The organism is Mucilaginibacter sp. SG564 (assembly GCF_013149275.1).
GTDB lineage: Bacteria > Bacteroidota > Bacteroidia > Sphingobacteriales > Sphingobacteriaceae > Mucilaginibacter.
Genome location: NZ_JABGNA010000021.1, coordinates 1 through 14,226, shown reverse-complemented (window position 1 = coordinate 14,226; position 14,226 = coordinate 1). Strand labels below are relative to the sequence as shown.

The following is a 14,226-nucleotide window of genomic DNA, read 5'->3' as shown; positions in this document are numbered from 1 at the left end:
CCAACTGCACACTAACTAAAGTATTATCTTCTCAATCGGCATAACCACAATGCCTTGCGCGCCGGCTTGTTTAAGCTGACTTATCCTATCCCAGAAATCACGCTCGGGGATCACGGTGTGTACCGCAACCCAATCAGGTTCGGCCAGGCTTACTACCGACGGACTTTTTACGCCCGGCAATAAAGCAGTAACCGCATCAAGGTTATCTCTATGAACGTTAAGTACAACGTACTTAGTTTCTTTAGCACGTAAAACCGATTGAATGCGTTGGATAAGCTCCTGCACCAGGTGATTATCTTCGATGGTTTTACAACCGATAAGCACTGCCTCTGACGACATTACATCGGCAAATGGTTTCAGTCCGTTGCTTTTTAATGTACCGCCTGTGGAAACCAGGTCGCAGATAGCATCACTCAGACCAAGGCCTGGAGAGATCTCTACAGAACCGGATATGGTACGGATATCTGACTGAATACCCTGCTGCTGCAGGAACTTACCTAGAATAACAGGATAGGTAGTAGCAATGGCTTTTCCGTTCAGATCGCTCAGGTTTTGAATATCGTTGTTGTTGGGTACGGCTATTTTGAGCGAGCATTTACCAAAGCCCAGACGTTGCAGGTAGCTCACCTCAACCTCGGTTTCCTGGATCACGTTTTCGCCAACAATACCCAGATCGGCAATACCATCCTGAACGTATTCTGGAATATCATCATCGCGCAGAAAAAGGATCTCTAAAGGGAAATTGGAAACGGGGGAGATAAGCGAGCTTTTGTAATTTTCGAAATTTAAGCCGCAATTTTTTAGTAATTCAACAGATTTTTCGTTGAGACGACCAGATTTCTGGATCGCTATTTTAAGTGTTTTCAAAAGATTGAATTTAAGAAACTATGATAAAAAAGAGTATAAACGGAGATTGTTATTTCGCGTAGAAACATACATATTAGCTGATCACCACATGGTGGTGATGCAGATGAAGATGATGTAGTGCGATGCCGTTCATTTTTATATAGTAAAACTATGGATTAGCTGTCGCAAATATATACAGATGTTTTTTAAATCAAAATGTTTGAATCAGAATTTGCCAAATTTTAGAATTATCAAAATAATCGGCCCCAAACTTTAACTATTTTGCAATTCTGTAAATTTTATATGGCTGATCGTTTTAAATTTTGATCTTTTTATTGCTCATCGCACTCATAAATACCGCCTTCTTCGCCAAAATCTTTGATCAGTTTGAGCGATTTTACTTTTTGGATATCCTTCAGATTGATTAGTTCGGGGTTTTCGAGTACGTTGAACCAAATAAGATAGAAGTGTTTCTTTTTATAGAAACTGGCAATGTCTTTTTTGAAGAACCGGTGCGGCACCAGGTACGATGATATGCCCGAGAAGAAATAAACCGCCTCATGCGCATCGGTATAAATGGTAACCTTTGGCTTAAACATGCTTTTATCAATATGCTTTAAATAAGCTGCAAAAGGCGATTCCAGCCAATCATCAGAAGTATAGCCGGGTACACCGTAATCATCGGCTATTTGTTCGCTGTAGCGTTGCTTATCTATAAAAAACTCTTTGGTTACAAAGCCCAGCATCAACACTATAAATACAGCAGCTACAATACGGCGGGTAGTTATGCTGCTGATCTTCTTGAGGATCAGCGGGCCCCAACTGGTATAACCCCAAAGCGCCGGAATAAAAATAGGGGCCAGCAAGCGGTGATTGATACGCTCATAACGCGAAAAGGTGGAGGAAATGATAATGAACAAACCATACACTAAAGCAAAGGTAATAGCCAGATTTTCAAAGCTATCCAGCCTGCGTCGATAGTAATTGTACGCCAGTGCTGCTATAAAACCCAATAGCATGATGGTAGCAATAGGCGTAGCCAGGTAATACTGATTGGGGGTAAATCCCATCCAATCGCACATTACGGTACCAAAATAGTACAGGTTTTTACCAAAGGAGGTAATGGATGGCTCGCGTGGCCCGGTGGTGGTGCCCGACATGAACGCGTTAAACAGCAGGTTACTTACCAGCAGCGATATACAAACAAAGCCGTATATAATAATATGTATGATCTTCTTTTTAAGCGGCAGTACCCTATCGAGCAGTAACAATAAGCCTCCGGTGCCCACAATGGTAACGGCGGCATACCTGGTAATACAGCCTATAGCAGCAATAATGGCAGCCACCAGCAATGGTTTAAGCGTATGTTTTAAAAGATATTGTCTGAAAGCGACCAGGAATAGCAGAGTTTCGAGAATAAATAAAGTCTCCGACCATAAGTAGGAGTACACCTGCAGCAAGGCCGGACTAAGAACAATGGCCACCAGCATCAGCCATTTATAAACACGTGATGTGGGCACAAAGCGGTGCATGATCCACCCGCTGAAGTATATTAAGGTGGCAAACATCAATCCATTCAATACCGATCCGTAAATAACCGGATCAATACGGGTGATGAACTTGATAGTGCCCAGGAAAATAGGGTAGAACACCGGGAAGTCGACTATAGGTAGGTGATTGAACGTTTGCAGTGTGCCGTTGGTGTTCAGGCTTCGGGCAGCGCTCACGTACATGATCGAATCGGGCGAAATGCCGATACCGCTATAACTACAAAATATACGTACAGCAAAAAATCCAAGCAGCGCGGCTATAAAAGTGTCGTAGTTTTTTAAATAGCGGTTTAGTTGCATGTGATGTTTTACTGGTTAATAGGGATAAAAGTTGTATGAAGGGAAAATGTTTTAGGTTATACAGATTTTTTGACAACCATCGCTCTTTCTTTATGTCATTGCGAGCGTAGCGTAGCAATCTCCTCGCATTTATGCATGCGAGGAGATTATTAATGCTGTGTTTGTTTTCTTTATTGTATTAATGAGCTCCCTCTGGTCGGTTGTCTTCGTCGTTCCTCCTCGCAATGACATACTTTGATTAATTATTTAAGCAATTTGATGCAGCACCGTACTAATCGGCTGGTCGCTGTCTATTAATATACCTTTAACACCGGCGGCCGTCCCGGCTTCCACGTCACGCTCACGGTCGCCAATGAAATAGGATTGGGCCGGGTCGATATCATATTTGGCAATGCCTTGTAATAATAAACCCGGTTTTGGTTTGCGGCAATCGCAATCGCCGGTAAACAGGGGGTGATGAGGGCAGTAAAAAAAGTCGGTTATCTCTACACCGTGCTCACGGTAGGTTTGTTTCAGCAGGCTATGCATTTTGCCCAGCTCTTCTTCGGTATACCAGCCTTTGGCCAGGCCGCCCTGGTTGGTAGCTACAAGCAACAGATAACCGCGATCCTGCAGGGTTTTCAAGGCTTCAAAATTGTCCAGTATATGAAAATCTTCCAGGCGGCGCACATAATCACCCATCTCCTGATTAAGTACCCCATCACGATCTAAAAAAACGGCTTTATTTTTTGCTGGCATCAGTTTTAAATTTTGTGCGAAGTTAACAATTCTAAAATTTAGGTTAAATGATACCTTAATGTAAATAGTACACTAGTTTAAATTGAGTGTTATTCTATAGAATACGTCGATAAATCACACAAAATTAAATTCTGTTATAACAATAATTACCGCTGCTATAACTGAATATTGCTTTGTTTGTGCAACTTTATATCGATTCTAAATAAGAAAATTTCGTATTTCATTTTCTTAATCATAATATTCTGTATTTTTTGTTATCGATTTGTTAAATAAACATTACTTCGGTAATGGATTTTTTAGATATTTTAAAAAATAACCGATAATTTTATAATTTATGTGGGATTTAGTAATTTCGTGATTACACCCTTTTTATAAAACTGGTTTAAATTTTACGATGAATCAAACTGAGAGCCACCAGGGCCTTTACCGGCCAGAATTTGAACACGACTCCTGCGGAACAGGATTTATAACCAATATTAATGGTCATAAATCTTACCAGATCATTGACGATGCGCTAACTATGTTGGAGAACATGGAACACCGCGGCGCTTGCGGATGCGATCCTGAAACCGGCGACGGCGCAGGTATACTGATACAATTACCACATGAATTTTTGATGGAAGAATGCTCAAACCTGGAGATCAGCCTGCCTGAACCCGGTGAGTATGGTGTGGGGATGATATTTTTTCCGAAGGACTCGGCACAAAAGAAAGCCTGCCGTAATGTGATCACCAATGCTATTGAAAAGCTGGGCCTGATCAAATTAGGTTATCGTAAGCTTACTGTCGATTCGATGGCCGTTGGTGAAACCGCCCGTCAGGCTGAACCGGATGTAGAACAGATTTTTATTGCACGCCCAGGCAGTATTACCAATGCCGACGATTTTGAACGTAAACTATTTATATTAAGAAGGTATATTAACAAAACCATCGTTGAAACTATTCCCGGCGCTGGTGAGCATTTTTATTTTACATCGTTATCATGTAAAACCATTGTTTACAAAGGACAGGTTACTACCTATCAACTGCGTAAATATTATTCAGATCTGAACGATCCGCGTATCGCCTCTGGCTTTGCCATGATCCACTCGCGTTTCTCCACCAATACATTCCCGTCATGGAAACTGGCGCAGCCTTTCCGCCTGATTGCCCATAACGGCGAGATCAATACCCTTACCGGTAACTTAAACTGGTTCTACTCTGGCTTAAAATCATACGCTTCCACCTATTTCAGCGCCGAAGAGATGGAGATGATCATGCCGGTGATTGACAATAACCAGTCTGACTCTGCCTGTTTGGATAATATCATCGAGATCTTACTGCACTCTGGTCGTTCATTACCACATGTAATGATGATGCTAATCCCCGAAGCATGGGATGGTAACGAGCAGATGGATCCGGTTAAAAAAGCATTCTATGAATATCATGCTACTTTAATGGAGCCATGGGATGGCCCTGCTGCTATTAGCTTTACCGATGGTAAACTGGTTGGCGCTGTGCTTGATCGTAACGGTCTGCGTCCGCTGCGTTATGTAATCACCAATGATGGCCGCGTAATCGCCGCTTCCGAAGCCGGTACTTTAGCTATTGACGAAAGCACGGTATTACGCAAAGGCCGTTTACAGCCCGGCAAAATGCTGCTGATTGATACCGAACAGGCCCGCATTATTACCGACGAAGAAATTAAACAACAAATTGCCACGCAACAGCCTTATGGCCGTTGGTTGGAAAACTATAAAATAAACCTGAGCGAACTGGCCGAGCCGCGTTTGGCATTTGCCAGCCTTTCTGAGTCGGCGGTATTCCGTTACCAGCAGGTATTTGGCTACAGCCGCGAAGATATCGACACCATTATTAAACCAATGGCGGTTGATGGTAAAGAGCCCGTAGGTTCCATGGGTACCGATGTGCCGTTGGCTATCCTGTCAGACAAACCACAGCACCTGTCGAGCTACTTCAAACAGTTTTTTGCCCAGGTGACCAACCCGCCGATAGATCCTATCCGGGAGCGTTTAGTGATGAGTTTAGCTACCTTTATTGGTAACAACGGTAATTTGCTTGATGAAGATAAAATGCACTGCCATTGCGTAGTGTTAAAACACCCGATACTAAAAAATCACCAGTTAGAAAAACTGCGCAGTATTGATACCGGTTTGTTCCATGCTAAAACCCTGCAAACTTATTTTAATGCCGATGGCATGCCGGGCTCGCTGGAAAAAGGTATAGCCAGGCTTTGCCGTTATGCCGAGGACGCGGTTGATGACGGTTTTGAGGTATTGATCCTATCGGATCGTGCTGTTGATTCTGAGCACGCGCCTATACCATCGTTACTGGCGGTATCTGCGGTTCACCATCATTTGGTTAAAAAAGGCCGCCGTGGCGCGGTAGGTTTGGTTGTGGAAACCGGTGATGCCTGGGAAGTACATCACTTTGCCTGCTTGCTGGCTTTTGGCGCAACGGCTATCAACCCATACCTGGCCCTGTCAACCATTGAAACTATTAAAAATAATGGCAGCTTGGAAACCAGTCTGGATATCAAATACCTGCAAAAAAATTATGTAAAATCTGTAAATGATGGCTTGCTGAAGATCTTCTCTAAAATGGGAATCTCTACTTTGCAATCATACCATGGATCGCAGGTGTTTGAAATATTAGGCTTAAACACATCGGTTGTGGATCGTTATTTCTGCGGAGCCGTAAGTCGCATAGGCGGTTTAGGGCTTGATGAAATAGCCCGTGAGGCCCTTTGCAAACACCGCATCGGGTTTAGCGCAAAAGCTGCCGATAACTTACTACCCGAAGGTGGTATTTACCAGTGGAAACGCCGTGGTGAAGCCCACTTGTTTAACCCAACCACCGTACACTTATTACAGCATGCTACCCGTACAAATGATTACGAGGTATATAAAAAATATGCTAAAGAGATCAATGAGCAAACCGAAAAGCATTTCACTATCCGTGGCCTGCTTGATTTTGCCCATCACCGTGAGGCTATCAGCATAGATGAGGTTGAACCGGCAGAAAATATCATGAAACGCTTTGCAACGGGCGCCATGTCATTCGGCTCTATCTCGCATGAGGCGCACAGCACCATGGCCATCGCCATGAACCGTATAGGCGGTAAAAGTAATACCGGCGAAGGTGGCGAGGATGAAATGCGCTACGAAAAATTGCCAAACGGCGATTCTATGCGTTCGGCTATTAAACAGATCGCTTCGGCACGTTTTGGAGTAACTTCCAACTATCTGACCAATGCCGATGAGCTACAGATAAAAATGGCGCAAGGAGCAAAACCGGGCGAAGGTGGACAATTACCTGGTCATAAAGTTGATGACTGGATCGCTAAAACCCGTCACTCTACACCAGGTGTTGGTTTGATCTCTCCGCCGCCGCACCACGATATTTATTCAATCGAGGATCTGGCCCAATTGATATTCGATTTAAAGAATGCTAACCGTGCCGCACGTATCAACGTAAAACTGGTTTCAAAAGCCGGCGTGGGTACCATTGCGGCGGGTGTTGCTAAGGCCCACGCCGATGTGATCCTGATTGCCGGATATGACGGTGGTACAGGCGCATCGCCAATAAGCTCTGTAAAACACGCAGGTTTACCATGGGAGCTTGGTTTAACCGAGGCTCACCAAACACTGGTACGCAACAAACTGCGCAGCCGTGTGGTATTGCAAACAGATGGTCAGTTAAAAACCGGTCGTGACCTGGCTATTGCGGCCCTGATGGGTGCCGAAGAATGGGGTGTGGCTACTGCTGCCCTTGTTGCCGGTGGCTGTATCATGATGCGTAAATGCCACCTGAACACTTGCCCGGTGGGTGTAGCTACACAAGATCCTGAACTGCGTAAACTATTCTCTGGCAAACCTGAGCATGTGGTTAACCTGTTCAAGTTTATGGCCGAAGAACTGCGCGAGATCATGGCTGAACTGGGCTTCCGTACTATTCATGAAATGGTAGGCCGTGTTCAGTTCCTGAAAGTAAAAGACCACCTGGATAACTGGAAAGCTAAAAAGATCGATCTATCTGGCATCCTGCATCCGGTAACCAATACCAAAGGCATGACGCTGTACAATAGCGAAAGCCAGGATCATGGCATGGCCGATATCCTGGACTGGAAACTGGTAGAAAGCGCTAAAGCTGCCCTGGAAGATAAAACCCCGGTATTTGCATCCTTCGATGTGATCAACGTTAACCGTACCATTGGTACTTTGTTATCCAATGAGGTATCTAAAAAATACGGATCGGCTGGGTTACCTGATAATACCATCAACTATAAATTCAAAGGCTCGGCAGGTCAAAGTTTCGGCGCGTTTGCCACCAAAGGTTTATCCTTTGAGCTGGAAGGCGAAGCAAATGATTATGTAGGTAAAGGTTTATCGGGAGCACAGTTGGCTATCTACCCGGCAGGCAACGCCACTTTTGTGCCGAAGGATAATATCATTATCGGTAATGTGGCCCTGTATGGCGCTACATCCGGCGAGGTATTTATCGGTGGTATGGCAGGCGAGCGTTTCGCGGTACGTAACTCTGGTGCTACTACTGTAGTGGAAGGCATTGGCGATCACGGTTGCGAATACATGACCGGTGGCCGCGCGTTGATCCTGGGACAAACAGGCAGAAACTTCGCAGCAGGTATGAGCGGCGGTTTAGCCTGGGTATACAATCCCGAAGGTACTTTTGCCGAAAACTGCAACACTGAGATGGTGGATCTTGACCCGTTATCATTACAGGACGAGGAGCAGATACAGGCATTGTTACGCAAGCACATCAGCTTAACCGGCAGTAAACTGGCACAGCAGATCCTGAAGGATTGGGCGCTGGCATCTACACAATTTGTGAAGGTGTATCCGAAAGAGTATAAAAAAGTTATCGAGAAATTACAATATCAAACAATAGGCTAAATTTCAATGGGAAAACCAACAGGATTTCAGGAGTTTAACAGGGAGTTACCAACCAAGACCCCGGCTGCTGAACGCGTAAAGAACTATAAAGAGTTTGTTAATTTATATACCGACGAAAAGCTGAACCAACAATCGGCCAGGTGTATGAATTGCGGTATTCCGTTTTGCCATTCGGGGTGCCCGCTGGGTAATATTATTCCGGAGTTTAACGATGCGGTGTATCGCAAAAACTGGGAAGAGGCTTACCATATTTTATCGTCAACCAATAACTTCCCTGAATTTACAGGCCGTATATGCCCTGCTCCGTGTGAGTCGGCATGTGTACTGGGTATCAACAAACCCGCTGTAGCTATTGAGGAAATTGAGAAACATATTATCGAGATCGCTTACCAGAAAAACCTGGTAAAACAAACTGCACCACTGGTTAAAACCGGTAAAAAGGTAGCTGTGGTAGGCTCAGGTCCGGCAGGACTGGCCGCGGCAGCGCAGCTGACCAAAGCAGGGCACGCCGTTACTGTTTACGAGCGCGATGATAAACCGGGAGGCCTGTTACGTTACGGCATCCCCGATTTTAAGCTGGAAAAATGGGTAGTAGAGCGCCGTATCGAAGTGATGGAGAAAGATGGCGTTGTATTTAAATGCAACAGCGAGGTTGGTGTTAACGTAGCCGCTGATGAACTGGTACGCAGCCATGATGCTGTAGTACTGGCAGGCGGTTCAACTATACCACGTAACCTCAACATCCCCGGTCGTGAGTTAAAAGGCATCCACTTCGCGATGGACTTTTTGAAACAACAAAATAAACGGGTAAGCGACATCCCGGTTCAGGGTGAAGATATCCTGGTTACCGGTAAAGATGTGGTAGTCATTGGCGGTGGCGACACCGGCTCTGACTGCGTGGGTACATCAAACCGCCAGGGTGCCAGCTCTATTAAACAGTTTGAGGTGATGTTTCAGCCGCCTGAGCAGCGCACCAAGCATATGCCATGGCCAACTTACCCCATGGTGATGAAAACCACCAGCTCGCACGAGGAAGGTGCGGAGCGTTTCTGGGGTGTAAATACGCTGGAGTTCTTAGGCGACGAAGAAGGCAACCTGAGGGCCCTTAAAGTAGTTGATGTAGAGTGGGAGCAGGATTTCCTGGGTCGCCCGGTAAAATTCAATGTAGTTGAAGGTTCTGAGCGCGAAATACCTTGTCAGCGTGTATTCCTGGCGATGGGCTTTTTACATCCGCAGCATGTTGGTGTGATACAGCAATTAGGCGTGGAGCTTGATGAGCGTAAAAATGTAAAAGCGAAAGAAGGTGTGTACCGTACCAATATAAGCAAAGTATTTACCGCCGGCGATATGCGCCGCGGACAATCACTGGTGGTATGGGCTATATCCGAGGGCCGCGAAACAGCCCGCAAGGTTGATGAGTTTTTGATGGGACACTCCGTGCTCGAAAGCAAAGACGCCGTTAACCAGTTTGACCAAGTATTTTAATTAGCATGTTCTAATTTGAATTATAAATCCAAATCCAAAAGCCGGGCTCTTGAAAAAGACCCGGCTTTTTTGGTTGTTTGAAAAAGGTTGTCATTTCGAATGATAGTGAGAAATCTTTTGCGCGCGATAAATACACTGTAAAAGATTTCTCCTCGTACCTCGTTCGAAATGACAATCGTTTTTTGTTTTACAAAGCAGGCTGCATACCGGTAGCTATACCTACACGATTCCAGGCGCTAATGTTGATGATGGCCATGATTACCTGGGCCAGGTATTTTTCGCCTAAGATGCGTTCTGCTTCTTCGTAGGTTTTGTCGGATACATGGTTTTGTATCAGGGTAACTTCTTCGGTTAAAGCCAGTATAGCGCGCTCTTCTTCGGTGAAGAAAGGAGTTTCGCGCCAGGCGTTCAGGGCGTAGATGCGTTGTTCGGTTTCACCGGCTTTGCGGGCATCTTTGGTATGCATGTCTATACAATAAGCACAGCCGTTTATTTGTGAAGCACGTATTTTGATCAGCTCTTTATGCGTTTTGGTTAAGCTGCTGTGTTCAATGTAATTGCTTAAAACAGCTAATGCTTTGTATGCTTCAGGATCTACTTTTCCGATTAAGATTCTTGTTTTCATTTTCTTTTGTTTTTTGTGATACCCAAAGATCAGGACAAAACAAGCCTCAAAAAATGAATCAAGATTAAGAAATACGGAGGCTGACTAAACTTTTTTTGCCCGTATTTTACTCATAAACTGCGGCGTAAAGCCCAGATAGGAGGCCAGCATGTATTGCGGTATACGCTGTATAAAATCGGGAAACAGACTGTTGAAATGGCGGTAGCGTTCCTCATCGCTCATGCTGTAAATGTATTCAATACGCTTTTGCGAGGCGATAAAAGCGCGCTGCTGCACTATCCGGAAATAACGTTCCAGGCTGGGGACCTTTTCAAAAAGCTCTTCCAGTTTAGGCTTACTGATGCTGATGACTTCGGAATTTTCAACCGCTTGTATAAAATAACTGGATGGTTTACCGCTTTCGAGGCTGCCATGATCGCTCATCCACCAGTTTTCGATTGCAAACTGGGTTATTTGTTCGTTGAGTTTTTTGTTGATGAAATACAGGCGTAGGCAACCTTTGCTTACGAAGTATAGATCTCGGCAAATATGATCTGGTTCCAGTAAAAAAGTTTTCTTTTTAACCTGCTTTACCGTTACCACTGAATTAATCAACTCCACATCGATGCCATGGAGCTCTACGAATTTTTTGATATGGTTGGTCAGGTTGTTTAGCATAACGTTCATTCGAAGATAGTGATAAGGAGCCAAAATGTCATTTCGATACGAGGAACGAGTGAGAAATCTTATACGTTATTCATCTAAGCTATATAAGATTTCTCTCTACGTTCGAAATGACAATTTTTGTGAGTTACCAAAACTTACGCCTTCTCTACATATTCCTTCAGCATACGGCCAACAATCTCGGTCCAGCCGGCGGTAAAGCTTTCTCTGGCGAAATCCTTGAGCGGTGGGAAGGTTTCCAGGCCGGTATGGGTAAGTACAACCCGGGTCTTATCACCTTCAGGGAATAACTCCCAGGTAACTACCGAATCTCCTTCGTAATCCTGATATCTCCATGTATGCGATAGCTTTTTGCCCTCAATCACTTCAATTACGCGGCAAAGGTGCACGTATGTTTTTTCTTCGCTTCCGCCGGTGAAAGTAAATTCAAAGCCAACTTCGGGTTTAAAATCAGGTATGTCAAAATACCATTCCTTCATTTTGTTGTTGTCGGTAATGGCTTGCCAAACGCGCTCAACAGAGGCGTTGTAAACTCGGTCGATAACAAATGGTTGTGCACTCATAGGTTTTATTTTAAGTTTATAATTATGTTTTAGCTTCAGCTTTATGCATTCCGCTTTTAAGCTCCTTCTTTATCCAGGAAACCGCCCAGTGCATCCAGTTTTTGCATCCAGAACTGACGGTATTGCTCGGCCCAATCGGTCACTTCCTGCAGCTGACGCAGATCGGCCTGACAAAACCGTTCGCGGCCCTGCTGTTTAATCACCAGCAATCCGCATTCGGTTAATATTTTAATATGTTTTGATACCGCCGGTCTGCTGATATCAAAATTATCGGCCAGGGCATTTAAATTCATATTGTTGTGGGCAATCAAATTGATGATCTCGCGTCGGGTCGGGTCGGCAATTGCTTTAAAAACGTCTCTTTGAATCATAGTTAATAGTTATTTGAAACCTTTAGGTTACAAATATAAATGAAACCTTTTGGTTACGCAAATTAAAAAATTAAAAATCGGTATAAGTAACAATTGGGATGGATTGCGAGATATATAGATGCTTTGCTAAACCAGGAGCATTAATTTTTGTTAAACCTTATGTAAAATACAGGTAAGTAGCAAATGAAGCAGATAACAGGAATATTAATAGGATTGATCACTCTGATTTTGGTGCAGAGTTGTACAGATAATAAGCGTCCCAGCAATTACAATAACAAATCATTGGTTGATGATAAGGGACTAAGCTTTCTGAATAGCAGTACAGAGGCCGGGCTTACCATGATCAAAATTTCGGGCTTACCTGTATCCAACTCTAAAAACCAATTGGTTATCCAGTTTGCTCAAAAGGTTACCGTGGATAATATGAAACTTGTTGATGAGCTGCGAAAATTAAAGTCCGATAACTTTGTAACCTCTGCCGATTCGGTGAGTGATGTGCATCAGCAAATGATAAGTCAGCTGGCGAAAACGCACGGAGTTCAATTTGATAAGGCCTGTTTACAGGAAATAATTAATGAACAGCAGCAACTTATTGGTTTATTTGAAGATGCCACGCGTAACAGCAATGCCAATGTAGTGGATTTTGCTAAGATCAAATTGCCAATTTTACGGGCGAGATTGGAGTCGGAAAAGACCTTGGCTACGGTATTAAAATAATTTCAGTTGCTGTTGTACCGGTGGTTTGGAGCGGCCCATTACTGTACGACCGCCATACTTCCAGGAATCTTCGCGTTCGCGGGCTATCACTTGTTCAAAATTGGCATTGGGCGTAAAATCCTTTTCGGCATTCTCGGCTATTTTCGATAAGCGTTTGATGGCTTCATTCTTTTCCGATTGACCCAGTTTGGCCTTATAGATGGCGTTTTGCAGTGTGCCGATGGTTTCGTCGTAAACTTTGGTAGGCACGGGGAAGGGATGACCATCCTTACCACCATGCGCGAACGAGAACCGGGCCGGATCTTTAAACCGCGAGGGCGTGCCATGTATTACCTCACTCACCAGCGCCAATGATTGTAATGTTCGCGGCCCTAATCCCTGCAATAATAACAGCTCTTCAAAATCGGCAGGTTGTTTTTCATGGGCCAGCCACAGTACGGCACCAAGGCGTTTCAGGTCGACATCCTTAGCGGTTACATGATGATGGCCGGGCATTACCAGTTTATTGATTTCGCGCAGCATGGTTTCAGGTTTTTCGGTGGCTATCTGCATCACGCCATTGCGCGCGGCATCAGCTTGTTGAGCGGTCATATTGAGGATAAGGCCGTGGTTTTGTCCATAGATGAACGTATGCGGATCGTTCACAAAGGAGCTCAGTTGTTCCGAATGCCAGTGATATCGGCGTGCTGTACCGCTGGCATCGCTCATGCCTTGCTGCACCACGGCCCATTTACCGGTATCGCTCAGGATAAAATTGTGCAGGTATAGTTGAAAGCCATCCTGTATGGCGGTATTATCAACCTTGGCGCTCAGCTTGCTGCATTTCACCAGGTAGTTACCATCCAGACCAGTGCTTTCGCTGATCTTCATCAGCTCGGCTGGGGTTTGTTTGGAGTATTTGCCCTTGCCGCCGCAAATATAAATGCCCAGCTCACGGCTATGCGGGTTAATAGCCCTTTTAAGCGCGCCCATCACCGAGGTAGTAATGCCCGATGAATGCCAGTCCATACCCATCACCGCGCCCAGGCTTTGAAACCAGAAAGGATCACTTAGGCGACGTAATACCTCGTCCTTGCCATAATCCAGTACAATGTTTTCTACTACGGCCAGACCCAGCTTGGCCATGCGCTCGGCAAGCCATTGCGGCACATAACCATAATGTAAAGGCATATCTGCACTCCCTGATCGTTTCATGCTAACAAAGTTAGCAAAAAAGACCGTTGATTTTTTTGATTTTGTTGATGGTGTTGATTTTTTCTGAAGCTTTTACTAGAAGAGGTCTTTGTCCATGCGTCATTGCGAGGAGGAACGACGTGGCAATCCCCGATATGCAGAGCCGCTCTGTAAGTCGGGGATTGCCACGCTACGCTCGCAATTGTAAAGGTCAACTAATTCGGTAACAGAATTAGCTTTAAAGAATAAAGCTAAAACGTTATGCGCAACATAAATAATGACC

The 14,226-nt window shown here is 44.6% G+C and carries 11 protein-coding genes; 3 read left to right on the top strand and 8 right to left on the bottom strand.

The window, feature by feature from the left end; genetic code table 11:
- Positions 1-15 precede the first annotated feature (15 nt).
- The 3 genes from hisG to FHW89_RS27385 all read right to left on the bottom strand — a co-directional run bounded on the left by hisG (position 16) and on the right by FHW89_RS27385 (position 3,434).
- On the bottom strand, positions 16-867 hold the full coding sequence (gene hisG, locus FHW89_RS27395; RefSeq protein WP_172338235.1) for an ATP phosphoribosyltransferase: 852 nt from the start codon (positions 865-867) through the stop codon (positions 16-18).
- A 311-nt stretch (positions 868-1,178) separates the two neighbouring features.
- Complete coding sequence (locus FHW89_RS27390; protein ID WP_172338234.1) at positions 1,179-2,696, bottom strand: hypothetical protein; 1,518 nt, start codon at positions 2,694-2,696, stop codon at positions 1,179-1,181.
- 246 nt (positions 2,697-2,942) lie between these two features.
- The gene (locus FHW89_RS27385) at positions 2,943-3,434 is read right to left on the bottom strand and encodes an HAD-IIIA family hydrolase (RefSeq protein WP_172338233.1); all 492 of its coding nucleotides are present in this window, start codon (positions 3,432-3,434) and stop codon (positions 2,943-2,945) included.
- 394 nt (positions 3,435-3,828) lie between these two features.
- Here FHW89_RS27385 and gltB point away from each other — a divergent pair, with 394 nt between their 5' ends.
- Positions 3,829-8,346: a glutamate synthase large subunit gene (gltB, locus tag FHW89_RS27380; RefSeq protein WP_172338232.1), complete on the top strand. Its 4,518-nt coding sequence runs from the start codon at positions 3,829-3,831 to the stop codon at positions 8,344-8,346.
- Positions 8,347-8,352: 6 nt separating this feature from the next.
- Entirely contained in the window at positions 8,353-9,831 is a 1,479-nt protein-coding gene (locus FHW89_RS27375; RefSeq protein WP_172338231.1) for a glutamate synthase subunit beta, read from the top strand.
- Positions 9,832-10,018: 187 nt separating this feature from the next.
- Here the strand turns inward: FHW89_RS27375 and FHW89_RS27370 are convergent, their stop codons facing one another.
- The 4 genes from FHW89_RS27370 to FHW89_RS27355 all read right to left on the bottom strand — a co-directional run bounded on the left by FHW89_RS27370 (position 10,019) and on the right by FHW89_RS27355 (position 12,053).
- Entirely contained in the window at positions 10,019-10,456 is a 438-nt protein-coding gene (locus FHW89_RS27370) for a carboxymuconolactone decarboxylase family protein (RefSeq protein ID WP_172338230.1), read from the bottom strand.
- Between the two features lie 84 nt (positions 10,457-10,540).
- Positions 10,541-11,122: a Crp/Fnr family transcriptional regulator gene (locus FHW89_RS27365; protein WP_253952336.1), complete on the bottom strand. Its 582-nt coding sequence runs from the start codon at positions 11,120-11,122 to the stop codon at positions 10,541-10,543.
- Positions 11,123-11,256: 134 nt separating this feature from the next.
- Complete coding sequence (locus tag FHW89_RS27360) at positions 11,257-11,682, bottom strand: SRPBCC domain-containing protein (protein WP_172338229.1); 426 nt, start codon at positions 11,680-11,682, stop codon at positions 11,257-11,259.
- A gap of 56 nt (positions 11,683-11,738) precedes the next feature.
- The gene (locus FHW89_RS27355; RefSeq protein ID WP_216650705.1) at positions 11,739-12,053 is read right to left on the bottom strand and encodes a helix-turn-helix transcriptional regulator; all 315 of its coding nucleotides are present in this window, start codon (positions 12,051-12,053) and stop codon (positions 11,739-11,741) included.
- A 183-nt stretch (positions 12,054-12,236) separates the two neighbouring features.
- Between FHW89_RS27355 and FHW89_RS27350 the strand changes: the two genes are divergently transcribed.
- Positions 12,237-12,770, top strand: coding sequence for a DUF4142 domain-containing protein (locus tag FHW89_RS27350; protein ID WP_172338228.1), 534 nt, complete (start codon positions 12,237-12,239; stop codon positions 12,768-12,770).
- Here FHW89_RS27350 and FHW89_RS27345 read toward each other — a convergent pair.
- Positions 12,762-13,964: a DUF763 domain-containing protein gene (locus FHW89_RS27345; protein ID WP_172338227.1), complete on the bottom strand. Its 1,203-nt coding sequence runs from the start codon at positions 13,962-13,964 to the stop codon at positions 12,762-12,764. The two genes, FHW89_RS27350 and FHW89_RS27345, sit on opposite strands and share 9 nt — an antisense overlap.
- Positions 13,965-14,226: the final 262 nt, after the last annotated feature.

What these genes read in the sequence shown, in the direction of transcription:
- FHW89_RS27390 (WP_172338234.1), bottom strand. Translation starts at nt 2,696, where the DNA reads ATGCAACTAAACCGCTATTTAAAAAACTACGACACTTTTATAGCCGCG.
- FHW89_RS27385 (WP_172338233.1), bottom strand. Translation starts at nt 3,434, where the DNA reads ATGCCAGCAAAAAATAAAGCCGTTTTTTTAGATCGTGATGGGGTACTT.
- gltB (WP_172338232.1), top strand. Translation starts at nt 3,829, where the DNA reads ATGAATCAAACTGAGAGCCACCAGGGCCTTTACCGGCCAGAATTTGAA.
- FHW89_RS27375 (WP_172338231.1), top strand. Translation starts at nt 8,353, where the DNA reads ATGGGAAAACCAACAGGATTTCAGGAGTTTAACAGGGAGTTACCAACC.
- FHW89_RS27370 (WP_172338230.1), bottom strand. Translation starts at nt 10,456, where the DNA reads ATGAAAACAAGAATCTTAATCGGAAAAGTAGATCCTGAAGCATACAAA.
- FHW89_RS27365 (WP_253952336.1), bottom strand. Translation starts at nt 11,122, where the DNA reads ATGAACGTTATGCTAAACAACCTGACCAACCATATCAAAAAATTCGTA.
- FHW89_RS27360 (WP_172338229.1), bottom strand. Translation starts at nt 11,682, where the DNA reads ATGAGTGCACAACCATTTGTTATCGACCGAGTTTACAACGCCTCTGTT.
- FHW89_RS27355 (WP_216650705.1), bottom strand. Translation starts at nt 12,053, where the DNA reads ATGATTCAAAGAGACGTTTTTAAAGCAATTGCCGACCCGACCCGACGC.
- FHW89_RS27350 (WP_172338228.1), top strand. Translation starts at nt 12,237, where the DNA reads ATGAAGCAGATAACAGGAATATTAATAGGATTGATCACTCTGATTTTG.
- FHW89_RS27345 (WP_172338227.1), bottom strand. Translation starts at nt 13,964, where the DNA reads ATGAAACGATCAGGGAGTGCAGATATGCCTTTACATTATGGTTATGTG.